We start from the raw sequence: 24,092 nt of genomic DNA on the forward strand, positions 1-24,092 counted from the left end.
GATTTGCCGTCTCCCCCGGACCCTAGGCGCCCGGCCCGTTCCCGCATCTCTCGGCCACAGTTCAGGTCACGGCAGCCAGATGTGGCCCGACCTTAGGGCGAGTCAGCTGCTTCCAGCACTTCTACCGTTGAATCCCTTACCTGAGCTGGATGACAAACTGATTCGGCGATTCATAAGGATCTTCGAGGCGTCGCCTCTCCTGAATTACACCTAAGCGGATGTTCCGGAGCTCAGGGGTAGCGACATAGTAACGTCCCTTGGTCTCCCCCATCGCTTGCAGAAACCCGGCGTCGACCATCATTCGAAGATCCCGGTTGGCCGTTCCCAACTCCACATCGGCATCTTTTTCATAGAACGCCCGACGCACCTTGAGACCGAGAGCCGCCGAGTAGAGGGCGAAAATCGCGCGCTCCGGCAGTTTCTTAGCAGCCGCAACCCGCTCCAGCTCGCCCCAAGTGCGCTTAGCGTCGTCGACTCGACGCAGCACCGTCTGAGCCTGCATATGGTGGGCTACAAGATTAAACCTAACCCACGACTTGGAGCTACGCTCTGGATGCCACGCACCTCCGCCCGTCTCAGCAAGCACCGAGTAGTAGGCCGTAGTGTTTCTACCCAACCATTCCTCAATACTGCTGAACTCCGGGGTCAGGATCTTCTCGCGAGCCAGCACCATCGTTTGGAGCGCACGCGCCATTCTCCCGTTGCCGTCGCGGAAAGGATGGATCATCACAAGATTCAGGTGAGCCATCGCAGCCCGAACGAAGACAGGACTTTCGTCGTCATTGAGGTACTCGATGAGCTCTCGCATCAAGCCCGCCACCATATCGGCATCGGGACCCTCGTACACCCGCACATCATGTTCCTCGTCGTGGACGAATATCTGACCTTGGCGGTACCGGCCGGGACTCTTGCTCAGATCGTGACCCAGCATCATGAAGTGCAGGCTACGCAGCAACGACTCATCCAGAACAAATGATGCGTCGTCTGCAAGCTGCTGAACATAGGTCAAGGCATTCCGGTAGCCAACGATCTCCAGCGAGGTGCGGCGATCCGCATCAAGCGGCTCCTCGTCCTCCATGATGGCCAACGCATCATCAAGTGACACCTCGTACCCTTCGATGCTGTTGGAGCCCCTGACCGCACGAGCTTTCAGGTTTCGACGCAGCTGCCCGCTCCATCGCCGAGGCTCACGTAGGTAGACGCGAAGATTCTGGCGAAAATCGTTGATCTCCGCGATCACCCGAGCGTCTTCGTCATCGAGTTCTGGCACCTCAAACAACATGACCCACAGATAGCAGATTGACAAATCATCTGTCAATCTGAACAGATGATTTGTCAATCTGTGAACCCGGGTGCGCCCTGGGTTCGCCCCTTGGAGCCTGGCTGGCTGGTCACAACCTTGGTCACACACGGGGTTCGACGAACTGGATCATCGACTGATTTCAGACAAAAAGAGGGTCGAACCTGTCCGGTTCGACCCTCTTTCAACCAGTAGCGGGGACAGGATTTGAACCTGTGACCTCTGGGTTATGAGCCCAGCGAGCTACCGAGCTGCTCCACCCCGCGCCGTTCAGCGTTTCAATTTCTTGCCTCGCTGACTTGAACTACATTAGCCGACCGCCGCCGGTTCGCCAAATCGGTATCCATCCACGCGTCACGCGCCGTACATCCGCGTCCCGCAAACACGTCCGGCCGGGCTCAACAGAACCCGGCCGGACGTGCGTTCCCGCAGGTCAAGGCTTCTTCGAAGCCGCCTCGAACTCCTTGATCGCCGCGTCGAGGTCCTTCAGCGCCTTGCCGTACGCCTCGAAGTCCCCGGCCTGCTGTGCCGTCTTGGCCCGGTCGATCGCCGACTGCATCTTGGCCACGGCTGCCGCCACGTCCCCGGACGGCGGGCTGGTACCCGGCGACGGCGTCGCCCCAGGTGTGGCCGGTGTCGTGGGTGGTGTCGTCGTAGGCGGGGTCGTCGGAGTGGTCGGCTTGCCGGTCGCGGCCTGGGTCACGATCTGGGCCAGGGCCATCTCCAGCGTGTCGCCGTACCCGACGTAGTCGCCCTGCCCGTACGTGACGAGCACCTTCTTCATCTGCGTGTACGGCGTGCTCGCCCCGCCCTGGATGTACAGCGGCTCGACGTAGAGCAGGCCGCCGCCGATCGGGAGGGTCAGCAGGTTGCCCTTGATCGCCTTGGAGGGCGGGGTGTTGAAGAGGGCGAGGTCCCTGGTCGCCTCGGGATGACTCAGCAGCTTCTGCTGGGCGAGGCCGGGGCCGAGGAGCCCCTGCACGTCACCCATCTCCAAAATATCGATCTTGGTACTGCCGTCCGGCGCGTAGTACGCCGAGAGCATCGACGCGAGGTTGTCGCGCTTCTGCGGGGTCATCGAAGCCGTGAGCTGGAACGTCTGCTTCGCCTGCCCGGGGAACTGGGTCATCAGGTAGTACGCGGGCTGCGGCGACTTGTTCGTGCCGTCCTTGGTCGGGTCCTCGGGGACCTGCCACTGGTTGTCGCCGGAGAAGAACTGCCGCGGGTCCTTCACGTGGAACCGGGTCAGCAGGTCGCGCTGCACCTTGAACAGGTCCTCGGGGTAGCGCAGGTGGTCGGCCAGCTCGGGCGTGATCGCCGAGCGCGGCTTGACCAGGTCCCCGCCGAAGGCCTTGTTCCACGCCTTGAGGATCGGGTCGGCGGAGTCCCACTCGTACAGGGTCACGGTGCCGTCGTAGGCGTCGACCGTGGCCTTCACCGAGTTGCGCATGTAGTTGACGTCCTGGCGGGCCTGGGCTGTCGTGCCCTTGCCGGTCTGGGCGTCGCTGGCGGCGTCGCGCAGGTCGACCTTCTGCGAGTAGGGCACGGTCGCCGACGTCGTGTAGCCGTCGACGATCCAGACGATCCGCTTGCCGACCACCGCCGGGTACGGGTCGCCGTCGACCGTCAGGAACGGCGCGGCCTTCTGCACGCGGTCACGCGGGTTGCGGATGTAGAGCACCTTCGAGTTGTCGTTCAGCGCGCTCGACAGCAGGAAGTTCATTTCCTTGTACTTGAGCGCGAAGACCGACTTCCTGAAGAAGTTGTCGACCTTCACGCCGCCCTTGCCGTCGTACGTGAAGCTGGTCTGGCCCTCGCCGGCCGTCGGCCGGTCGAACTCGATGTCGGAGCGGCTGCCGCTCTTGCCGACGATCGAGTAGTCGGTCATCAGCTCGCCGTAGTACACCCGGGGCTGGTCGGTCGGGATCTGGTCGCTGCGGTCCGCGCACTCGCTGCTCTGGGTGTTCTTCCCGTCGTCGAGGAAGCCAGAGGAGAAGTACGGCTGGCCGCCGCACACGACCTTGTTGGCCGGGGCGCCCACGAAGCCGTAGCCGTGGGTGAAGACGGTGTGCCGGTTCTGCCAGTTGCGCTGGTTGTCGCGGAGGTTGTCGGGGTCGATCTCGCGGACGCCGACCACGTAGTCCTGGGTCTTGCCGTCCACCGTGTACCGGTCGATGTCCAGCTTCGCCCCGAAGTCGTAGAATCCGCGGACCTGCTGGAGCCGGGTGTAGGTCTCCGAGACGACGGCCGGGTCGAGCAGCCGGACGTTGCCGATGCTCGGGTCCTTCTGGAGGTCGGCCGGCGGGGTCAGTGACTTGTTCTCGTATCTGACCCTGTTCGCCGCGTCCAGCCCGAACGCGTAGTTGGTCGACTTGATCGCCCGCTCGATGTACGAGGCTTCCTTCTCACGGCTGTTCGGCTTGACCTCGATCGCCTGCACGGCGGCCGGGTAGATCCCACCGACCGCGACGGCGGCCAGCCCGAGCAGGGCCAGGGCGGCACCGGGCCACACCAGATTGCGCATGACGGCGTTGGAGAAGACGAGGATCGCGATGGCCACCACGATCGAGATCCAGCCCAGGATCTCCTTGGCTGGCAGCAGGGCGTTGATATCCGTGTACCCGGCGCCGGCCACGTCCGTGCTCTGGTTCTGGCCGAGCAGCATGCCGCGCCGGTCGAGCCAGTACGCGACGGCCTTCAGGAGCACGAACACCGCGACGAGGGACGTGAGGTGAGCCCGGGCGGCGGCGGACATCCGGTCGCCGGAGCCCTCCAGCCGCACCCCGCCGTAGAGGTAGTGGAGGGCCAGCGCGCCGATCAGGGAGAGCACGATGGCGGTGAAGCAGACGCCCAGCAGGTAACGCCAGAAGGGGTACTCGAAGACGTAGAAACCGAGGTCCACTTTGAACTGCGGGTCTGGCACGCCGAAGCTGCCGCCGTTGCGGAACAGCAGCCACTGCGGCCAGTGGCCCTGGGCCGACAGGCCGGTCAGCACGCCGACCAGTACCGCGAGGCCGCCGGTCACCCAGCGGATCCGGGGGCTGAGCACCAGGCGGTACCTGTCCAGGGTGCGCTGCGCGGGCGAGCTGGGCGGCAGCAGGGGCCGCAGCCGGTACGCGAGGGCCAGGTTGCCGCCGACGATCAGGGCCATGCCGGCCCCGAACAGCGTGAACAGCAGGATCCGGGTCTCGAGGACCTGGCTGAAGACCTTGGTGTACTTGACCTCGTCGAACCACAGCCAGTCGGTGTAGGCATCGACGGCCCAGCTCAGCACGGTGGTGAGCACGAGCAGCACGGCGAGCGTGCCGATCATGCGCCGTCCGCGCCTGCTGACCCTCGGGATCGGAGTACGCATCGACACTTCGGTGCTCCAAGCTCTGGAGTTGAGGTACCTACTGGCTCCGGAGTCCAGTTGCCTGCTCTGGAGTTGAGTTGACTATCAGACTACGGGTTACTTCGCGCTACCCGCCGTACACAGGACCGGCTGTCGCCCCTCGCGGATCGCCGCCAGGGCCTCCAGCGCATCGTCCAGTGTGCTCACCTTGACCAGCGGCAGGCCGGGTACGGCGTTGCGGACGGCCTCGGCGCAGTTGTCGGCGGGGGTGAGGAAGAACTTGGCCTTGTCGCGCTTGGCGCCGTCGATCTTGTGGGCCACGCCGCCGATCGGCCCGACCTTGCCGTCGTCGTCGATCGTCCCGGTACCGGCGATGATGTGCCCGCCGGTCAGATCCTTGTTGTCGAGCTTCGCCAGGATGCCGAGGCTGAACATCAGCCCGGCCGACGGCCCGCCGATCTTGTCCAGCTTCACCGTGACCTTGAACGGGTGCGGCTGGATGGTGTCCAGCGCGACGCCGATCGCCGGCTCGTTCTTCTCGTTGGCCTGGGAGGTGACGCTGACCGTGGCCGGCGTACCGCCCCGGGTGTAGCCGATCGTGAAGGCCGACCCGGCCGGCTTCGACCTGATCGTCTTCACCGTCGTCGCGATGTCCTTCACCGGCTGCCCGTCGACCGTCGTGATCAGGTCGCCGGACTTCAGCTTGCCGTCAGCGGGCTTACCGGCCGTGACGTCCTTCACCGAGACGAAGACCGGGTACCCGAGCTTCTTCAGCGCCGCCGTCTCCGCGCTCGTCTGCGAACGCTGGAACTGCTCGACGTTTTCCTGGTCGACCTGCTTCTGGGACTTGTCCGGCGGGTACACCAGATCCCTGGGCACGACGGCGGTGTCGTCGTCGAACCAGTAGTAGATGGCGTCGAGCAGGCTGATCCCCGGGCTGACGCCGACGGTCGTGAGCCTCAGCTGGCCCTTCGGCGTGAAGGAGTCGCGCTCGGAGACGGTGATGACCGAGGAGTTGTCGTGGACGCCGAGGGTGTCGACGGTGGGGCCAGCGCTCAGCCCGACGTACGGCACCTTGATCCAGAGCAGGGCGCCGGTGAGCACCGCCACCAGCACGACACCGACCACTACTGTCAGACCCCTGCGCCTCATGACAGGCAAGACTAGCCGAGCGAGTCACCCGCCAGGGTCGCGTACCGTTGGGGACGTGATCGTGATCGGAGAGCAGTCATGAGCGATAACCCTCCATTCGGCTTCGGGCTGCCCGGCGGCGGACTGCCGGACCCGAACGATCCCCAGATGCGCATGATCATGGCGCAGCTCCAGCAGATGTTCGCCGCCCAGTCCGGCGGCGGCCCGGTCAACTGGGATCTGGCCCGTCAGCTCGCCGTGCAGGAGCTCGGCGAGGACCCGCAGCCGACGCAGGCGGAGCGCGACGCGGTCGCATCGGCGCTCCAGCTCGCCGATCACTGGCTCGACCCCGAGTCCTCCCTGCCGTCCGGCGCGCAGCAGGCCGTGGCGTGGACCCGCAACGAGTGGGTCTACAACACTCTCGACGTGTGGCGCCCGCTCTGTGAACCGCTCGCGGCCCGGATGGTGTCGGCTCTCGGCGATCTCGTACCGGAGGAGCTCCGCGCCCAGCTCGGCCCGATGACCGCGATGATCGGCTCGCTCGGAGGGGCGATGTTCGGCCAGCAGCTCGGTTCTGCGCTGGCCAAGCTGGCCTCCGAGGTGCTCTCGGCCGGCGACATCGGCCTCCCCCTCGGCCCGGCCGGGGTCGCGGCACTGCTCCCGGCCAACCTCGCCGCGTACGGCGAGGGCCTGGAGACCGACGCGGAGGAGCTGCGGCTGTACGTCGCGCTGCGTGAGGCGGCCCACCAGCGGCTGTTCGGGCACGTGCCGTGGCTGCGTGCCCACGTGCTCGGCGCCGTCGAGTCGTACGCCTCCGGCATCACCATCGACCGTGAGGCCGTCGAGGAGGCCGTGGGCCGGATCGACCCGAGCAACCCGGAGAGCATGCAGGAGCTGTCGCTTGAAGGCATGTTCGCCACCCCGGAGGACAACCCGCAGCAGCAGGCGGCGCTCCGCAGGCTGGAGACCATCCTCGCCCTGGTCGAGGGCTGGGTCTGCCACGTCGTCGACCGGGCGTGCGCCAGCCGGCTGCCCGACTCCGGCCGGCTCGGCGAGGCCTTCCGCCGCCGGCGGGCCGCCGGCGGCCCGGCGGAGCAGACCTTCTCCACCCTGGTCGGGCTTCAGCTCCGGCCGCGCCGGCTGCGCGAGGCCACCGCGCTGTGGACGGCGCTCGCCGAGGCGCGCGGGGTCGAGGGCCGCGACGCGATCTGGGAGCACCCGGACCTGCTGCCGACCGACGACGACTTCGCCGACCCTGAGGTCTTCGCCAGCCGGACGCTCGGTGACTTCACCGACATCAGCGACCTGTTCAGCGAGCCTGCCGATGGTGAGCAGGAGAAGAAAGAAGGAGACGAGTAGCCTCCCAGCCCTCCAGGGCCGGATCGAGCCTGCCCAGTCCTTCCGGTGAGCCCAGGCGGTGCCAGCCCGCCGTCACCACCGCGCCTTCGGGCGGGTTGTCCGCAAAGGACAGTTCTCCGGTGTACGGGAGCCGCGCGGCGATCCCCACCAGCCCGCCCGTGACGGCGGGCGCGACAGCCAGCGGTGAGCTGCCGAGCGGCCGGAGCAGCTTGCCGATGAGCATGGCCGGCAGGTCCGGCGCGTCGGGTACGAGGACGACGGCCTGGTCGTAGCCGTCCCGCCCGGCAGCGTTCAGCGCCCCGGCCGGCGTGTCGGCCTCGTACAGCGGCATGCCCGGCCAGGACACGGCTTCGGCGAGCGCCCGGTCACCGAAGGGGTAGGCGAGGGCGGCGTCGGTCTCGGCCAGCGAGCTGACCAGGTCGGCGGAGTCCTCGGCCAGCGCCAGCCGCCACGCCCCGGGGTCGACACCGGGCGGGCTCCACGTCACGGGGCTGAGCAGCAGGATCACGCAACGACGGGTCATGCCCGCCAATCTAGTCCTCTGTGAGGTCGAGCCCGGCTGTCGCCGCGACGCCTTCCAGGTACCCCTGGGCGCGTTCCATCCTCGGGTAGCGGCTCACCAGCGCCCAGAACTCCGGCCCGTGCCCCGGTACGACGAGGTGGGCCAGCTCGTGCAGCAGGACGTAGTCGACGACCCACTCCGGCATGCCGCGCAGCCGGGCGGAGAGCCGGATGCTGCGCTCGGCCGGGGTGCACGAGCCCCAGCGGCTGTTCTGGTTGGTGACCCACCGTACGGTCACCGGCCCCCGCCGCAGCTCCGGCAGGTACCTGCGGGCCAGCTGGGCCGCGCGCTCCATCAGCTCGTCGTCGCTGCGGTGCCGGCGCTGCCCCCGGGCGGCGATCCGGTCGACCATCCGATCGACCCACTCGCGTTCCTCAGCCCGGCTGAACTGGTTCGGAATGAGCACGACGATCCGGTCGCCGTCCTGGTAGGCGGACACCGTGCGCCGGCGGCGATCACTGCGCCGTACCTCGACGTCTGGCCTCCGGTGTGCCACTAGGGCACGCTAACCGGTTACCGCCCGTGCTCCAAGACTTTCCCGGTGAAATTGTCAAGCCGATTGCCAGCTGATGCCCGTTAAGTCCCGCAAATTGTCAAAAATTAGACATACTCGGCGTGTCCCGGGTCCAACGGGCGAGCTACGGTCACTGAGCAGGGCAGACTCACGGCGTCGACTTCCTCACAGTGTCGACATGGCGCTGACGCTTCACCCGCGCGAAGTGGGTACTGTCCGCCGGACCGGTGGTCGCGACCCGCGACCGGGGTAAGCAATCTGAGGAGGGGCTTCGTGGCCACGTACAACGGTTACTGCGTGAAGTGCAAGGAGAAGCGGGACTTCGAGGGCACCGTCGAGGTCTCCAAGACCGGGATGAACATGGCGAAGGGCACCTGCCCGGTGTGCGGCACCAAGATGAACCGCATCCTGGGCAAGGCCGCCGCCAAGGCGTAAAACCCTTGATCCGGTACCCAGCGGGGGACGGCCACCTCCACGGCCGCCCCCGGGTACTGATCAACCCCGAGTAACGGGTCGCCTGCCCGACACTCACCCTGCCAGTCCTGTGGACAACCTGGCGTGCCGCTGTGGACAGCCGGCCCCACCCCCGCCAGCCCTGTGGACAACTTCGGCCCGCCCCGCCAGACCCCGGCACGCTGAGGGCATGAGACCCCTCCTCCCTCCCTCAGTCCGGCGGCTCTGGCGGGACACTGGCACAGTCCAGCTCGGCTCCGACCCGGCCCGCGCACACGTCCTGACCCTGGACGAGCCCGGCGTGGCCCGGCTGCTGGAGCTGTTCGACGGCAACCACACGCTCACCGACCTGCGCCGGGCCGCCCGCCGTCACAGCCTGCCCGAGCACAGCGCCGACCGGCTGCTCGACGCCGTACGCGAGACCGGCCTGCTCCGCGACGGGAAGGCACTCCTGCCAGCCGAGCTGGACAAACGGGCAGCCCGTTCCCTGCATCCCGAGGCACTGGCCCTCGCGCTGCGCGCAGACCCCGGCACGACACTCGCCCGCCGGCGCCGCGCCACCGTGCGGATCCTCGGTGAGGACCGCCTCGCCGTACCGATAGCCGCCGCGCTCGCCATGGCCGGTACGGGGCAGGTCAGCACCCAGCTCACCGGCCGCGTACGCCGCTCGGACGCCACGGTCGGCGGCCTGCTCACCAGCGACCACGGCCGCCCCAGGGCCGCGGCGGCAGCCGACGCGATCCGCCGGGCAGCCGGGGAGACGAGTCCGACGCGGAATTCCGGTACCACTCTTTTCGTCCTCGCCGGGCACACCGGCCAGCCCGCGACCCTGATCACACTCGCGGCCTCCCGCCGCCGGGCTCCCGTCCTGCCGCTCAGCATCCGCGACGGCCACGTCCTCGTCGGCCCGCTGGTACGCCCCGGCTCCGGCGGCCCGTGCCTGCGCTGCCTCGACCTGCACCGGGCGGCAGCCGACCCGGCCTGGCCGGCACTGGCCGCCCAGCTCGCCACCTCCGGTACACCATCGGAGGCCTGCGAAACGGCGCTGGCCATGCTCGCCAGCGGTTACGCCGCAGCTCAGGCCCTTGCGGAGATCGACGGCGCGCAACCGGAAACCCTCGGCCGGACCGTCACGTGGTCCCCCGACGGCCGCTCGCGCAGCCGCAGGTGGCACCCGCATCCGGATTGTGACTGCCAACGCGACCGGGGCGGGCGGCACATCAGGGGATGACCGGGGACAATGGGCGGGTGACCGACATCCCGCGCCGCGCGATCTCGCGGACAGCCAAGCTCGCGTCCCTGCCGCTCGGTTTCGCCGGGCGGGCTGTCCTCGGCCTGGGCAAGCGGGTCACCGGCCTCGCCTCCGAGGTGATCAACGAGGAGATCCAGCAGCGCACGGCCGAGCAGCTGTTCAGCGTGCTCGGCCAGCTCAAGGGCGGGGCGATGAAGCTCGGCCAGGCGCTGAGCGTCTTCGAGGCGGCACTCCCCGAGGCGGTCGCCGGGCCGTACCGGCAGGCGCTGACCAAGCTCCAGGAGGCAGCCCCGCCGCTCCCGGCCGCGACCGTCCACAAGGTACTGGCCGCGGAGCTGGGCAAGGACTGGCGGAGCAGGTTCCAGGAGTTCGACGACACGCCCTCGGCCGCGGCCAGCATCGGCCAGGTACACCGCGCCGTGTGGTCCGACGGCCGCGACGTCGCCGTCAAGGTCCAGTACCCGGGCGCTGGCGACGCGCTGGTCGCCGACCTCAACCAGCTCAGCAGGTTCGCGGCGCTGTTCAAGATCCTCCAGCCGGGGCTGGACGTGAAGCCGCTGCTCACCGAGCTGCGCGAGCGGGTCGTCGAGGAGCTCGACTACGAGCTGGAGGCGCAGACACAGCGGGCCTTCGCCGAGGCGTACGAGGGCGACGAGGAGATCTTCGTCCCGCAGGTCGTCGAGGCCAGCACGCACGTGATCGTCACCGAGTGGATGACCGGCACGCCGCTCTCCCAGATCATCGCGAACGGCACGCCCGACCAGCGGAACCTGGCCGGCCTGCGGATGTCCACCCTGCACTTCTCCGGCCCGGCGCGGGCGGGCCTCCTGCACGCCGACCCGCACCCGGGCAACTTCCGGCTGCTCGACGACGGCCGGCTCGGCGTCCTCGACTTCGGGGCCTGCGCGCGGCTGCCCGAGGGCCACCCGGAGCCGATCGGCCGCCTCACCCGCCTCGCGCTGGCCGGAGACGCCGACGCCGTGCTGGCCGGTCTGCGCTCCGAGGGCTTCGTCAAGCCGGACGTGGACGTCGACGCCGAGGCCGTCCTCGGCTACCTGCGGCCGATGCTCGACCCGATCGCCGCAGACGAGTTCCAGTTCTCCCGGGCCTGGCTGCGCGGGGAGGCGACCCGGCTGGCCAACCCGAAGAGCCCGGCGTACTCCCTCGGCAAGCAGCTCAACCTGCCGCCCTCGTACCTGCTGATCCACCGGGTGACGCTGGGCTCGATCGGCGTGCTGTGCCAGCTCGAGGCGAAGGCGCCCTACCGGGCCGTCCTCACGGAATGGCTGCCCGGCTTCGCTGACGAGTGACCTGAGCCGAGACGGGAGGGGCCGGCACGCGCCCCTCGGCGAACGGCCTGCCGGATTCGATCGCGGTCACATTGGCCCGGGTACACCAGCCGCACAGCCACAGGCCCTCGGCCGGGTGCAGCACCCAGCCGTCGAGCGGCGGGGCTACCGCCTGCTGCCCGCACAGTACGCAATGGACAATTTCCTCGTCCCCCATGTGGGCGACGTTACGCCTGGCAGCTCCCGGCATCCGGTACCCGCGCCGTGAATGAATCCACTCCGGCGTGTCCCATCCCCGACAGCGCGCCGAAACCCCCCGGAAAGCGAAACGCCCGCCCCGGCGCTGTGGCCGGGACGGGCGGTGTGGATATAGGGGGAGGGTGGTACTACTGGGCCTGCTTCGCGACCCACATGGCGATGCGACGGGCTGCACGGGCCGCCCCCTGGCGGACCGGCGCAGCCTTGGGCATTCGAGCCCGGCTCATCGCTTCGTACTGAAGTTGGCTGATCTGGCCGAATTCCTGGTTCATGTCTTTTCCTTAGCTACTTCAAGTCTTGGTGTTACGGGGTTCTTGCTGGTTGCCTACGCCGCCGCGCGGAGCGCCGCGTCGCGGGCCAGGTCTTCCTTACGCGGACGGCCACGGGGCCGCTTCCGCGGTACTACGGTGCCGCGCTCGAAGATCTCTCCGCCCCAGACGCCCCAGGGCTCCTGCCGCTCCAGCGCACCGGCAAGGCATTCCACCTTGACGGGACAGGCGCCGCAGAAGGACTTCGCGTTCTCCAGGTCGGCCGGCGACTCCGCGAACCACAGGTCGGGGTCGTTGCTCCGGCACGGCAGGTCGTCACGCTCGGTGTCGATGGCCCGTTCCACGGGGACCAACGCCAGGCTCATGCCCGGTTCACCTCTTTCTGTCTCGTTCCACATTGAACACTTGGGTAACAAATAAGGCCGCGGATCCCGGTTGTCGGGTTCCGCGGCCTCGAGGTGAGCCATAAGCCTGTCTGTCAGGCTTTACTCCCTCGAGGCGGAATCCCGCCCTTGTACGCCCCCGGCCGCTGGGCCGTCAGGACCTGCTCATCACGCTTGCCGAAGCCACTGGTGCCCAGAACCGGGTTACCAGCGCCGGCCAGGAAAGCGCCGCCTTCACGCTTGCCACTCTCGGTGTCGAGTCCGCGGACGGTGAGCCCGCTGGTGCCGAAGCCAGCCGGGACCGCCGGGGCAGACGCGGACCACGGAGTCACGGAGGACCCAGTGGTGGCGTGAGCCGGGATCGGCATGGGGGCAGCCAGCAGGGACAGCTTCGCCGTAACGTTGTCGAACGCAACGACGCTGATGTTCTTGATGATCTCCACTGTCTCCACCTCCTGCTCTTTCTCCCGATCCGGACAAGACTGCCGCAGCCAGAACACGCCCGACGCGACGTGTGAAGGCTATGCCCCCTGCTCGGGGGCTCGCAACCTAATTTACGGCCTCGTTATCACGAGTTTTTCCGGCCGCCGGAGCGGCAACGGACTTACCGGCCACCAGCGCCAATACCGCCTCGCCGTAGAGGCCCAGTTTGCGCGGTCCGATACCCGCGATCCCGACCAGCTCACTCTCCGTGGTCGGCAGCTGCTCGGCGATCGCGACGAGCGTGGCATCGGTGAACACCACATAGGCCGGAACCTTCGCGGCTGCGGCCGTCTCGGCCCGCCAATCACGCAGTTGCTCGTAGATCTGTTCGTCCATGCTGGAAGGACATGTCGCACATCTGCCGAGTTTGCGTTCCGCGGCGTCCATCAGGGTCACGCCGCAGACGCGGCACGAGATGGTCTTCGCCGCCGTCCGATCCTTTTTCTTGTACCCGGAAGAGCTCGTTGCCGCCGTCGACCCGGTGGACGGCAGGAACCGGCTCGGCCTCCGGCTCGCCCGGCCGCCAGCCGCCCGCGCCGCCGCCCACGACAGCCAGAGCTGCTCGCGGGCCCGGGTGATGCCCACGTACAGGAGGCGGCGTTCCTCCTCCAGTGCCGACCACGTCCGCGCGTACGTGGTCGGCAGAGTGCCCTCGGCCAGCCCGACGAGGAACACCGCGTCCCACTCCAGCCCCTTGGCGGCGTGCAGGGAAGCGAGGGTCACGCCCTCGACGGTCGGGGCGTGCTGGGCCGCTGCCCGCCGGTCGAGCTCCGCGCAGAAGTCACCGAGCGGAGTACCGAAGTCGAACTCCTCTGCGAGGCCGACGAGGGCGGACAGGGCTTCCCAGCGCTCACGGGCCGCGCCGCCGGACGGCGGGTTCTCCGAGCGCCAGCCGACGGCGTCGAGGGCCTCGGCGACGGTGGGGACGAGCGGGGCCTCCGGGTCGGCGGTGCGGGTGGCGGCGCGCAGGGCCACCATCGCCTGCCGGACCTCACCCCGCTCGAAGAACCGCTCAGCGCCCTGGAGGACATACGGGACGCCGGCCTCGGCCAGCGCGCCCTCGTACACCTCGGACTGCGCGTTGATCCGGAACAGCACCGCGATCTCACTGGGGGCCACGCCGCCGGCGATCAGGGCCGAGCAGCGGTTGGCAACGGCCGCCGCTTCGGAGGGCTCGTCGAGGAAGTCGCGGATCTCCGGCTCGGGGCCGGGCCGTCGCTGGCCGACGAGTTCCAGGCGGAGCCGGGCCTCCGGGCCGCGCGCCTGGCTGATCACCGCGTTGGCCAGCGAGACGACCTGCGGCGTCGAGCGGTAGTCGCGGACGAGACGGATAACAGTCGCGTTCTTGTGACGGCGCGGGAAGTCGACCAGGTACCCGGAGGTGGCGCCGGTGAACGAGTAGATGGTCTGGCTCGCGTCGCCGACCACCGTCAGGTCGTCCCGGCCGGCCAGCCAGGTTTCGAGGAGGCGCTGCTGGACAGGGTTCACGTCCTGGTACTCGTCGACGACGAAGTGCCGGTACTGCGAGCGGATCTGCTCGGCGACGTCCGGGTGCTCCTCGATCGCCCAGGCGGCACCCCGGAGCACGTCCTCGAAGTCGATGAGCCCGGCTGCGCGCTTCACCTTCTCGTACTCGGCGTAGATCGCGGCGAGCTGTTCGGCGGCCAGTGGCAGGTCGCGCTCGGCCTTCGCGGCGGCAGCCGGGTAGTCCCCCGGCTCGACCAGCGAGGACTTCGCCCACTCGATCTCGCTCGCCAGGTCGCGGGCCAGCGTGCGGTCCCCGCGGTGGCCGAGCTTCGCCGCGGCGGGCAGCAGGAGGCGGGCCTTGGAGTCGACCAGCTCGGGCATGGCACGGCCGTTGAAGATGCGCGGGGCGAAGTACCGGAGCTGGCGGAGGGCCGCGGCGTGGAACGTACGGGCCGCCACGCCACCGGCGCCCAGCGCTCCCAGCCGGGCACGCAGCTCGGCCGCCGCACGGGAGGTGAACGTGACGGCCAGCACCTGCTGCGCCTTCACCTGGCCGGAGCGGACCCGGTACGCGATGCGGTGCGTGATCGCCCTGGTCTTACCGGTGCCCGCCCCCGCGAGGATGCACACCGGGCCTGCCGGTGCGGTTACTGCTGCGCGTTGCTCCTCGTCGAGTCCTGCGAGTACGTCGTCCACGGTTGCCGATTGTGTCAGGCCCGGCCGGCACGTGGCTCTCGCCACAGCCGGGCAGCACTCTTCCCCCGTGGTTGTTGACCCCGATAGCGTTGGCGACTCAGGAGGTCAAACAGATGCTGACGATGTACTCCACGGAGTGGTGCGGATACTGCCGGCGGCTCAAGTCGCAGTTCGACCGCGAAGGGCTCGAATACACGATCATCGACATCGAGAACTCGCCGGCCGACGCCGAGTTCGTCATGAGCGTCAACGGCGGCAACCAGACGGTCCCGACCATCCGGTTCGCTGACGGCACGGCCATGACCAACCCCACGATCGTCCAGGTCAAGGAGCAGCTCGCCGCGATCGCGGCCCGCTGACCGAGCCCTCGCACGCAGCCCGGGAACCGGATGGTTCCCGGGCTGTTCGCTGTGCTGATGGCTCTGCCGGGCAGCCGGGGCGGGTGGTGCGGGCTGGGGCGGGCCGGCGCAGGTACAAGAAAAAGGGTTTGGGGTTGGGGTTGTGGTCACGTTGTGGCCGCTGGCGGTGTCTTCAGGGTGAGCACGGGCAGCTGGCCTGTGTCTGACCTGGGAGATTGTCGTGACTGATGGCGTGAAGACCGTCGTGTACCCGGTGAAGGACCTGGCTGCGGCCAAGGCCGTGTACGCGGTGTTGCTGGGTGAGCCGCATACGGATGAGGCGTACTACGCCGGGTTCTCCGACGGCGGGGTCGAGGTGGGGCTCGACCCGAACGGATTCGGGAAAGGCATGACCGGGCCGGTGGCGTACTGGCACGTCGCTGATGTGCGTGCGGTGGTGGCTGCCCTGGTGGAGGCTGGCGGGGTCCTCGTGGACGACGTGCGGGACGTGGGCGGCGGCAAGCTGATCGCGACCGTGCGGGACACGGACGGGAACCCGATCGGGCTGCTACAGCCTTCCTGAGCCGCTTCCAACGCAGTGCTGCCCTGCGCCGGCGGGACCTCCGGCGCAGGGCAGCGGCATTGCTGAGGGGTGTTACTCCGGTACTTACTCCGGCAGGACCGTCTCGACCCGGCGGCGGCGCACCGAGCGCATGAACAGGCCGGCGGCCAGCGCGGCACCGGCTGCGGCGAACAGGCCGGTCAGGGCGATACCGGTGGTCGGCAGGTTACCGCCGGACGGCTCGGTGACCGGCGGGACGGTGGTGCTGCCGGTCGGGGCCGGGGTGCTCTCGGCCGGCTTGGTGCCACTCGGGGTGGCGCCCGGCGAGGACGGGGTCGCCGTCGTGCTCGCCGAGGTCGACGGCGTCGGGGTCGGGGTGGTCGGCTTCGTGCCGGTCGGCGTCGGGGTCGGCGTGCTGCCGCCACCGGCCGCGCAGGTGTGGGTCAGGTTGAACTTGTCCGACTTGGCGTCGTCGGTGACCACGGCGGTGGTGGGCTGGATCAGCGCCCAGCCGACGGGGGTCTGCATCCAGACCTTGTCGGCCTTCCCGTTGTCGGTGGTCTTGTTGGTGCTGGTGACCGTGGTCGTGGTGCCGTCCAGCTTGCGGAACGTCGCGGTCACCGAGACGAACTCGCCGCTGCCGCCGGGGAGGATGAACACCCAGCCGTCCTGAGTGGCCGACTGGCCGAACGGTTCGCAGCCCTTGTTTTCCGGCCAGCTTGCGGCAGTGGTACCATTTGGACCGATATTGCCAGGGTTAATGTTGATGGTCTGGTTGGCCAGCGCGGGGGACGAGATCCCCAGCACCGCGATCCCCGCAGCAGCGGCAACCAGCAGACGAGCGCGCACTACACACCTCCGGACAGACTGCAACGCTGCCTTATCGGGGTTGTGCCGACAAGCGTTACAGCCGTCTGAACCTGGCTTCGGATAGGGCCACTCTCAGATCTGGCCGTCGAGCCATTCCTCGATCATCACGCCCGAGATCGACACTCGGGAAGGGACGGTGAAGTCCCTGGCCAGCATCTCGGCCCTGGTGTACCAGGCGGCTTCGGCGATCTCCGCCGGATCGAGTACCAGCGACTGCTGCGGGTCGGCCAGCGCGACGAAGCCGATCATCATCTCGCCGTTGAAGGGCCAGCTCTCGCTGGAGTGGTACCGGACGTCGCGGACCGTGACGCCCAGCTCCTCGAAGCTCTCCCTGGCCACTGTGGTCTCCAGGGACTCCCCCGGTGACACGAAGCCTGCCGTGATGGACCGGAAGTCCGGCGGGCGGGCGACGTTGCGGGACAGGAGCAGGCGGCCCTCGGGCCCCGGTACGCCGTCGTGGATCAGGACGAGTACCGCCGGGTTGATCCGGGGCCAGACCAGCTCGCCCTTCTCGGTGCGCTGCACCCAGCCAGCCATGGCGGGGCTGATCGGCTCGCCAGTACCGGGGTGGTAGCGGTGCGACTCGCGCCAGCCGGCCAGGGCGGCCGCCGAGCAGATCAGGTCACGGTCGTCGTGGTCCCGGTCGCACTCCATGAGCACCTCCCGGAGCGGGAGCATGCCCTCGACCTCGGCGAGAACCGCGAAGCACGGCGTCTTGTCCTCGGCGAGCCCGAGGAAGATCCGCTCGCCGGGCGGCGCGGCCTCGGGGCCGGGCAGCCACGCCAGCCGTCCGTCGTGGACGGCCAGGACGCGGGCCCGGCCCCAGGCCCCGGCCAGCCAGGACGGGTCTTCCCGCCGGTGTTCCTGCCGGTCGATCACCGTACTGACTTCCTTTGCTCTGCCGCTTACCACGTACTGCTTGCCGTCAGGCCCTGGCGACCTGGGTCCAGGACGACAGCGGGGCTTCGATCGTGGAGGCCTCGCCCAGGACCACGTACGCGGCGTTGGTCGGAGCCAGGTACCGGCGGGCGCAGTCGGCCACCTCTTCCCTGCTGACCGTCGCCAACCGCTCCAGGTGCCCCTCCAGCCACCCGGCCTGCAGGCCGGAGGACGCCAGGGTCATCGTGAGGCTCGCGAGGCCGGCCTGGGTGGCCATGCCCAGCCGGAGCGTGCCGAGCGAGTACTGCCGGGCCTGCTCCAGCTCCTCCTCCGACGGGGCGAGGAGGGACAGGCGGCCCAGCTCGTACATGATCTCCATCAGGGCGGGGCCGGTCACCTCCGTCGCCACGTCCGCCGCGATGATCATGGCCGAGCTGGCCTGGGCGTGCTCGATGCCCGAGTGCGGCGAGTAGGTGTAGCCCTTGCTCTCCCGGATGTTCTCGACCAGGCGGGACGAGAAGTAGCCGCCGTAGATCATGTTGACCAGGCTCAGCGGGGCGTGGTCCGGGCTGGTCCGGTGCACGGTGGTCATCGCGGCCCGGATCGAGGACTGCACGGAACCCGGCCGGTCGACCAGGGTCACCGGGCCGCCGGTCAGCTCCGGGGCTGACGGCAGGGTGACCAGCTCGGCGCCGGAGGCCCAGCCGCCGAGCGCGCGCTCCACGGAGTCGAGTGCCTTCTCCGGATCCATGTCGGCCACGATCACCAGGATCGCGCCGTCGGGGCGGACCCGGGCGGCGTGCAGCTCGGCCAGGGCCGCGGTCTCCGCGGCGCGGACGGCCTCGGGCTCCGGGGTCTGGATCGCGTAGGGGTGACCCGGGTACATCCGCTTGAGGAGTGCGGCGCGGACCAGGTGGGCCGGCTGGTTGCGGGCCACGGCGATCCGGTCGGCGATGCGCTCGCGGTTGGTCTGCACCTCGTTGGCCGGGTAGACCGCGCCGGTCAGCGAGCCTGCCAGCAGCTCCAGCAGCCGGTCGAGACCGTCCACGAGGGAGTTGCCGGAGACGGCCAGCCAGTCGGCGTCCGCGCCGGCGCTGAGGCCGCCGCCGACAGCCTGCAGCTCCGCGGCGATGTCGACGACGCTCATCGTCTCCGTGCCGGACAGCAGCGTGCTGCCGAGCACCTGGCCGTTGGCCAGGTCGGCCCGGGCGAACGGCACCCGGAGCCGGATCTCGGCCAGCGGCACCGAGGAACGGCGCATCGCGGTCACCTTCAGCCCGTTCGGCAGGGTGCGGTCAGCGCGCTCCGGCATGACCAGCGGGCCGGACGGGGTCAGCGGTGGGACTGCCTTCATGCCTCTACTCCTGGAATGACCTCGATGCTGACCCGGCGCTGCGGGCGGAGGGTGCTGGCTGCCGCGACGACCTGCTCCGCCGTGACCTCACCGATCAGCCTCGGCAGGTCGTTGACGAGGGAGGCGTCGCCGCGCTGCTGCTCGACGACCGCCATGAGCAGCGCCCGGTTGACCAGCGAGTCCAGCTCGCGGAGCAGGTGGGTGGCCATCCGGGCCTGCACCCGGCTCAGCTCGCCGTCGGCGAGGCCGCCCGAGGCCAGCCGCTCGACTTCCTCGTCCACGGTGCTGAGGATCTTGTCCACGTCGCCGCCCTGCGGGAGGAACGCCTGGAGGATCAGCGCCGTGGGGTCACGGACCCCGAAGGGCTCGGCGTGGAAGCCGATGTAGCCGCTGATGCTCGTCGCCGACCGGTCGCGCAGGACCAGCCGCTCGTGCAGCCGGGAGGCGTCGCCGTCGGTGAGCACCTCGGCGAGGACCACGAACGGCAGGTACGCGGCGAAGTCGTTGATCGGGTCCGGCACCTTCCACGCGATAGCCAGCGCGGGGAGCGGGGCCATCGGGTCGGTGATCGAGCCGCGGCGCTCCTCGGTCAGGTCCGGCTCGGAGAAGTCGGGCCTGGCCGGGGCCGGGCGGCCCGGGATGTCACCGAAGTGCTTCTCGACCATCGCGCGGCACTCGTCGACGTCGAAGTCGCCGGAGACGGCGAGGACGGCGTTGCCGGTCGCGTAGTACTCGGCGAAGAACTCCTCGGCGTCGGGAGCCGTCGCCGACTCCAGGTCGACGAACGAGCCGTAGCCGTCATGGGCGTTGGCGAACGTGTCGAACATGACCGGCGGGATACGCAGCCACGGGAACCCGCCGTACGGCCGGTTCAGCACATTGACCCGGATCTCTTCCTTGACGACGTCGATCTGGTTGCGCAGATTCTCCTCGGTGAGGCTCGGCTTGCGCATCCGGTCGGCTTCCAGGAAAAGTGCCCGCTCCAGCGCGCCGGAAGGCAGCGCCTCGAAGTAGTCGGTGTAGTCGAAATGGGTCGAGCCGTTGAAGGTGCCGCCGGACCCCTGGATATACCGGAAGTGGGCGAGCTTCTCCAGATTCTCCGAACCCTGGAACATCAGGTGCTCGAAGAGGTGGGCGAAACCGGTCCGCCCTTCCGGCTCTGATCTGATCCCCACGTCGTAGACGACGGCGACCCCGACGACTGGGGCCGACTTGTCCTGGGTGAGCACGACACGAAGGCCGTTGCCCAGGGTGAAACGCGCGACGGGGTATGTCGTGGCTGGGATACGCACCCTGTGACCCTAGCGCGTGCCGGCCGGTTTTGGCGCCCAGCCAGACGGGTCGTGAACGCCGCCTACTTGAAGTGCGGGCGGACCGATTCCAGTACTTCGTCGGCGACCGCGTCGTATTGCTTGTGAGTGCCAGGGATCGACACGTACAGCACGGCGGCTTCTGGGCTGCCGACGTCGATCATCGCGATCACGACAAGTTCGTCCTTGGCGGTCAGCCCGCGCTTGGAGTTGTCGAACTTGAGGCGGAACTTGCTGACCCAGGCCGGCCTGCCGCCTAGCGTGGCCGCCTCGTCCCGGATCGTCTCCATCGTGTTCGGCTGGGGATAGTACGAGGCGCGGGCGTCGGCGGCGACCTGGCGGCCGGTGCACTTCAGGTCGAGCTGGGTGCCGTCGTTGGCCGTCGCCGGGACCGAACCGGACAGGATCGACGCGTAGTAGGTGCCACCCGAGTAGCGCTCGGTCACGAAGCTCTGGCCGATCCGGTACTCGACCTTGAGCGTGCCCGCCGACCACGTCTCCTGCCAGGGCTGCCAGGGCGCGCCGAACTGCTTGTAGGAGATGCGCGCCTTGTCGTCGACGGTGCGCGGGCCCGGCGGGACCGGTGGCACCTCACCGTTCGGCTCGGCGTACGAGGTCGGCGGCGGGCACAGCTTCGCCAGCGGTGGCCTGCGGTCGGGGCCGTTCTTGGCCTGCGAGCCGAGTGGCGACGTGTTGCCGGTCAGGATCATGGACAGGACGACCACGACCCCGATCGCGAGGATCGCCGCCGCGCCGCCGCCGAACCACATCAGCGCCTTGCGGTTGCTGTTGCCGCCCGGCTTCTCCGGCTTGTCAGGCTTGTCCGGCGGAGGTGCGGCGGAGGTGGCCCTCGCGGGGAACGTGACGAGACCGGTGCGCGCTGGCGCATCGGTCGGCGGTGCCGGGGCCGGGCTGGGCGGCAGGATGACCTCGCCGTCCCCACCGGCCCAAGGCGAGTCCTTGGCAGTCATGACCTACCCAGTGTGCCAGCCTCGCGCTACTCCCCCGGTTCGGCGTGCACGTCCGTGATCAACGCGGCGAGGCCTGCGGCGTCGAGCAGGTCGACCGGACGGACGGTGATGTTGTCGCGGACGTAGTGGAAGGCCGCGCTGACCTGGCCCAGGGCGGTGCCGGTCAGCTCGGCCCAGGCCAGGCGGTACGCGGCGAGCTGGACGGCTGCGGCCTGCGCGGCGGGGCCGGACGGGACGCGGCCGGTCTTCCAGTCGACGACCTCGTAACCGTCCTCAGTGGAATAGACGGCGTCCATCCGGCCACGGAGCAGTACGCCGCCGACCATTGTCGAGAACGGCACCTCGACGGCATAGGCCTCACGATTGGCCCATTCACTGCTTTCGAATGCCGCGCGCAGTTCCTCGAAATGCGCGTCGGGCGCCTCGTCGGCGTCAGCCGCGCCCGGAAGGTCGTCCATGTCGAACAGCGAATCCGCCCCGCCATTGCGGCGTTCGAGCCAGGTGTGGAATGCCGTGCCACGGCGGGCCTGCGGGGCCGGGCGTTCCGGCATCGGGCGGCGCAGGCTGCGGGCCAGCTCCGCCGGGGAGTGCGCCAGCTTGACGAGCTGGGAGACGGTGAGGCGGGCCGGCAACGCGACAGATCCGGGGTCGGTCATCCGGCGATTGCGTTCGGCGAGGAGCATCTGGAGTTCTGCGGGCAATTCTTTCCGCGTACCGAGAAAAGAACGCACCAGGCCGGCACCAGCCGAAAGCGCCCGGCGGCGATCGAGTGGCAACGGGTCCTGTGGCCAGATGGCACTCGCCCGGCTCTGCCGGAGCGGATTGTCGCCACCGGGATCAGCTGCCCAGGTGTCCACTGTGGCGTGCAGGCTGATCTCTTTCAGGAATTCACTGATCTCGTACGGCCGGGTGCGGCTGGCCGACCACCGGTAGCCCGAGCAGAAAAGCAGATCCCGGGCGCGCGTGACGGCGACATAGGCGAGCCGGCGTTCCTCTGTCTCGCCATGCGCCCGCCATGCGGCGTCGAAGTCCTTTATCTTGCCTTGGAAGGCCGGGAGTTCCTCGGCGTCGCCCCGGAGGGGGAAAGGGAGCACGCCGACGCCGTGCAGCCAGGAATCAGCCCGGCCCGCCGGATCTGGGAACTGCCCGTGATTGAGGCCCGCGACGGCCACGATGTCCCATTCCAGGCCCTTGGCGCTGTGCACCGTGACGATCTGGACCGCGTCGTCGGCGACTTCGACGGCACCTGGTTCGAGGCCGCGTTCCTCACGGGCTGCTGCATCCAGATAAGACAGGAAACCGCGAACGTTGGGCGCGGTGGAATCTGCGGCGAACCGTGCGGCCACGTCCGCGAGTTCGGCGAGGTGAGCCTGGCCGTCTGGTGTCTCGCGGAGCACGACTTCGATATCGAGCCCGATGGTGCGGATGATGTCGGCGACCAGGTCCGGCAGCGCCCGGTCGAGCCTGTGGCGCAGCAGGCGGAGTTCCGCGCCGAATCGTTCGAGGCGCAGACGGCCCTCGGCGGAGAACTCAGCGTCGCCCAGGTCGTCCAGCGCGACGACGAGGGAGGGTTCGGCCTGGTCACGGGCATGCCGGTAGAGGGCGACGATGTCGCGGGGGCCGATCCGCCAGCGCGGGCCGGTCAGGAGCCGCAGCAGTGCGCCGCCCGCCGCAGGATCAGCGAGGACCCGCAGGGTGCTGAGCACGTCCATGACTTCTGGAGTGTCGAGCAGACCGCCCAGGCCGATGACCTCGACGGGAAGTCCTTTCGCTTTCAGAGCCGCCTCGATGAGGGGCATCTGGGCTCGTTTACGGACAAGCACCGCCGCGGTGAGTTTGCGTTCGCCGGTCCAGTCGCTGCGGAGTGCGCGGTCGATCCGGTCGGCGATCCAGGCGGCCTCGTCTTCCTGGGTGAGATGGAGTGCACAATGGACTGGTGATACGCCATTGTCCTCACGGCCGGGGCTGAGTGTCGCGGCGCTGGTGAGTGGCGCGGAAATCTCGTTCGCGGCGGTGAGAATGCCGGGCTGGTTGCGCCAGCTGATGCTGAGTTCCTTGCGCTCGGCGTTGAAAGCCCGCTCGAATCTGGCGAGGGTACCGGCGCTCGCGCCACGCCAGCCGTAAATGGCCTGGGCCGGGTCGCCGACCGCCGTCACCGGGTGCCCGTCGCCGAACAGGGAATGGAGCAGGACGAACTGGCCGTGGCTCGTGTCCTGGTACTCGTCGAGCAACACGACCTTGTACCTGGCCCGCTCCGCCGCCCGCACCTCCGCGTGATCCCGTGCCAGGAGTGCCGCCCGGTACAGCTGGTCGCCGAACGCCATGACCTCGGCATCGGTGATCCGCCGCTGGTACTCGGCGACGAGTGGCACGAGCTGCCGCCGCGCCCGCTGGACCTGCTCGGCCGCCCGGCCACGGAGCGCCGGGAGGCTGGCCTGGAACGCTTCGAGGTCGGCCGGCGTACGGAGCTGGGCCGCCAGGTCGCCGGCGAGCTGGAGCACGGCGTCGGTGACCTTGCCCGGCGTGTAGTCCACCTCGGACATGTCGCCGTCATGCGCGCGGACGACGGCGTCGGCGTACCGCCAGCGCTCTGCCTCGGTGATCAGCCGGGTACTCGGCTCGTAGCCGCCGCGCAGCCCGTGCTCTGCGTGGATCCGGCCGGCGTACGCGTCGTACGTGGCGATCATCGGCTCGCCGGCCAGCAGGTCGTCGGCCCCGCCCAGCCGCGCGGCGAGCTGGCCGAGCCTGCGGCGGATCCGGGCACCCAGCTCGCCAGCTGCCTTGCGGGTGAACGTGAGGCCGAGGATCTCCTCCGGGCGGACATGCTCGTTCGCGATGAGCCAGAGCACGCGGGCCGCCATCGTCTCCGTCTTGCCCGACCCGGCACCGGCGACGATCAGCAGCGGCTGCGGGCCGGCCCCGATGATCGCCGACTGCTGCGGGGTGGGGGCAGGCAGCCGGAGCAGGGCGGCAAGGGCTTCGGGAGTGAAACGGGTACGTGGCTGGCGCTGGGCTGGGACGGTGTGCGCGGACTCCTCGACCGGGTTGGTCACGCGTC

At 69.1% G+C, this 24,092-nt stretch carries 22 protein-coding genes and 1 tRNA gene; 6 read left to right on the forward strand and 17 right to left on the reverse strand.

Annotated features, from left to right (window positions below):
* Positions 1 to 136 precede the first annotated feature (136 nt).
* The 4 genes from A3G1_RS0120990 to A3G1_RS0121005 form a co-directional block, all read right to left on the reverse strand.
* The gene (locus A3G1_RS0120990; protein WP_018351452.1) at positions 137 to 1,282 is read right to left on the reverse strand and encodes a Fic family protein; all 1,146 of its coding nucleotides are present in this window, start codon (positions 1,280 to 1,282) and stop codon (positions 137 to 139) included.
* Between the two features lie 210 nt (positions 1,283 to 1,492).
* A tRNA-Met gene (locus tag A3G1_RS0120995) sits at positions 1,493 to 1,566 on the reverse strand.
* A gap of 167 nt (positions 1,567 to 1,733) precedes the next feature.
* Entirely contained in the window at positions 1,734 to 4,655 is a 2,922-nt protein-coding gene (locus tag A3G1_RS0121000) for a UPF0182 family membrane protein (RefSeq protein ID WP_083937049.1), read from the reverse strand.
* A gap of 96 nt (positions 4,656 to 4,751) precedes the next feature.
* The gene (locus tag A3G1_RS0121005) at positions 4,752 to 5,786 is read right to left on the reverse strand and encodes a YlbL family protein (RefSeq protein WP_026212346.1); all 1,035 of its coding nucleotides are present in this window, start codon (positions 5,784 to 5,786) and stop codon (positions 4,752 to 4,754) included.
* Between the two features lie 78 nt (positions 5,787 to 5,864).
* On the opposite strand from A3G1_RS0121005, the gene A3G1_RS35965 reads away from it, so the two are divergent.
* Entirely contained in the window at positions 5,865 to 7,124 is a 1,260-nt protein-coding gene (locus tag A3G1_RS35965; RefSeq protein WP_018351455.1) for a zinc-dependent metalloprotease, read from the forward strand.
* Here A3G1_RS35965 and A3G1_RS0121015 read toward each other — a convergent pair.
* Positions 7,075 to 7,647, reverse strand: a complete 573-nt coding sequence (locus A3G1_RS0121015; protein ID WP_026212347.1) for a hypothetical protein — start codon at positions 7,645 to 7,647, stop codon at positions 7,075 to 7,077. The two genes, A3G1_RS35965 and A3G1_RS0121015, sit on opposite strands and share 50 nt — an antisense overlap.
* Before the next feature lie 10 nt (positions 7,648 to 7,657).
* Positions 7,658 to 8,182 (reverse strand): M48 metallopeptidase family protein, encoded by a 525-nt coding sequence (locus A3G1_RS0121020; RefSeq protein ID WP_026212348.1) that lies wholly within the window; start codon positions 8,180 to 8,182, stop codon positions 7,658 to 7,660.
* Between the two features lie 291 nt (positions 8,183 to 8,473).
* Between A3G1_RS0121020 and A3G1_RS41180 the strand changes: the two genes are divergently transcribed.
* From A3G1_RS41180 to A3G1_RS0121035, 3 genes are all read left to right on the forward strand, one after another.
* On the forward strand, positions 8,474 to 8,635 hold the full coding sequence (locus A3G1_RS41180) for a DUF5679 domain-containing protein (RefSeq protein WP_018351458.1): 162 nt from the start codon (positions 8,474 to 8,476) through the stop codon (positions 8,633 to 8,635).
* Between the two features lie 208 nt (positions 8,636 to 8,843).
* The gene (locus tag A3G1_RS35970; RefSeq protein ID WP_018351459.1) at positions 8,844 to 9,884 is read left to right on the forward strand and encodes a hypothetical protein; all 1,041 of its coding nucleotides are present in this window, start codon (positions 8,844 to 8,846) and stop codon (positions 9,882 to 9,884) included.
* A gap of 17 nt (positions 9,885 to 9,901) precedes the next feature.
* A complete protein-coding gene (locus A3G1_RS0121035; protein ID WP_018351460.1) occupies positions 9,902 to 11,215 on the forward strand; it encodes an ABC1 kinase family protein in 1,314 nt (437 codons plus the stop codon).
* Here A3G1_RS0121035 and A3G1_RS40670 read toward each other — a convergent pair.
* From A3G1_RS40670 to A3G1_RS35975, 5 genes are all read right to left on the reverse strand, one after another.
* A complete protein-coding gene (locus A3G1_RS40670; RefSeq protein ID WP_157641261.1) occupies positions 11,181 to 11,411 on the reverse strand; it encodes a hypothetical protein in 231 nt (76 codons plus the stop codon). The genes A3G1_RS0121035 and A3G1_RS40670 overlap by 35 nt on opposite strands.
* 169 nt (positions 11,412 to 11,580) lie before the next feature.
* On the reverse strand, positions 11,581 to 11,724 hold the full coding sequence (locus A3G1_RS40675) for a hypothetical protein (RefSeq protein ID WP_018351461.1): 144 nt from the start codon (positions 11,722 to 11,724) through the stop codon (positions 11,581 to 11,583).
* 53 nt (positions 11,725 to 11,777) lie between these two features.
* A complete protein-coding gene (locus A3G1_RS0121045; RefSeq protein ID WP_018351462.1) occupies positions 11,778 to 12,086 on the reverse strand; it encodes a WhiB family transcriptional regulator in 309 nt (102 codons plus the stop codon).
* A 113-nt stretch (positions 12,087 to 12,199) separates the two neighbouring features.
* Positions 12,200 to 12,556, reverse strand: a complete 357-nt coding sequence (locus A3G1_RS0121050) for a hypothetical protein (RefSeq protein ID WP_157641262.1) — start codon at positions 12,554 to 12,556, stop codon at positions 12,200 to 12,202.
* Between the two features lie 97 nt (positions 12,557 to 12,653).
* The gene (locus A3G1_RS35975) at positions 12,654 to 14,768 is read right to left on the reverse strand and encodes an ATP-dependent DNA helicase UvrD2 (RefSeq protein WP_051110624.1); all 2,115 of its coding nucleotides are present in this window, start codon (positions 14,766 to 14,768) and stop codon (positions 12,654 to 12,656) included.
* Between the two features lie 95 nt (positions 14,769 to 14,863).
* Here A3G1_RS35975 and A3G1_RS0121060 point away from each other — a divergent pair, with 95 nt between their 5' ends.
* Together A3G1_RS0121060 and A3G1_RS0121065 are read left to right on the forward strand one after the other, a co-directional pair.
* Positions 14,864 to 15,109 carry a mycoredoxin gene (locus tag A3G1_RS0121060; RefSeq protein WP_018351465.1) on the forward strand — a complete coding sequence of 82 codons (246 nt, stop codon included), beginning with the start codon at positions 14,864 to 14,866 and terminating at the stop codon, positions 15,107 to 15,109.
* Between the two features lie 220 nt (positions 15,110 to 15,329).
* Positions 15,330 to 15,671 carry a VOC family protein gene (locus A3G1_RS0121065; RefSeq protein WP_018351466.1) on the forward strand — a complete coding sequence of 114 codons (342 nt, stop codon included), beginning with the start codon at positions 15,330 to 15,332 and terminating at the stop codon, positions 15,669 to 15,671.
* Positions 15,672 to 15,755: 84 nt separating this feature from the next.
* Here the strand turns inward: A3G1_RS0121065 and A3G1_RS0121070 are convergent, their stop codons facing one another.
* From A3G1_RS0121070 to A3G1_RS0121095, 6 genes are all read right to left on the reverse strand, one after another.
* Complete coding sequence (locus A3G1_RS0121070; protein WP_018351467.1) at positions 15,756 to 16,310, reverse strand: LPXTG cell wall anchor domain-containing protein; 555 nt, start codon at positions 16,308 to 16,310, stop codon at positions 15,756 to 15,758.
* A 282-nt stretch (positions 16,311 to 16,592) separates the two neighbouring features.
* Positions 16,593 to 17,399, reverse strand: a complete 807-nt coding sequence (gene nudC, locus A3G1_RS0121075) for an NAD(+) diphosphatase (RefSeq protein ID WP_018351468.1) — start codon at positions 17,397 to 17,399, stop codon at positions 16,593 to 16,595.
* A gap of 46 nt (positions 17,400 to 17,445) precedes the next feature.
* On the reverse strand, positions 17,446 to 18,753 hold the full coding sequence (locus A3G1_RS0121080) for a M16 family metallopeptidase (protein ID WP_018351469.1): 1,308 nt from the start codon (positions 18,751 to 18,753) through the stop codon (positions 17,446 to 17,448).
* A complete protein-coding gene (locus A3G1_RS0121085) occupies positions 18,750 to 20,045 on the reverse strand; it encodes a M16 family metallopeptidase (RefSeq protein ID WP_018351470.1) in 1,296 nt (431 codons plus the stop codon). The genes A3G1_RS0121080 and A3G1_RS0121085 overlap by 4 nt, the downstream gene beginning before the upstream one ends.
* Positions 20,046 to 20,107: 62 nt before the next feature.
* Positions 20,108 to 21,034, reverse strand: coding sequence for a hypothetical protein (locus A3G1_RS0121090; RefSeq protein WP_018351471.1), 927 nt, complete (start codon positions 21,032 to 21,034; stop codon positions 20,108 to 20,110).
* Between the two features lie 26 nt (positions 21,035 to 21,060).
* Complete coding sequence (locus A3G1_RS0121095) at positions 21,061 to 24,087, reverse strand: ATP-dependent helicase (RefSeq protein ID WP_018351472.1); 3,027 nt, start codon at positions 24,085 to 24,087, stop codon at positions 21,061 to 21,063.
* Between the last annotated feature and the right edge of the window lie 5 nt (positions 24,088 to 24,092).

The organism is Longispora albida DSM 44784 (assembly GCF_000379825.1).
GTDB classification, from domain to species: Bacteria; Actinomycetota; Actinomycetes; order Mycobacteriales; family Micromonosporaceae; genus Longispora; species Longispora albida.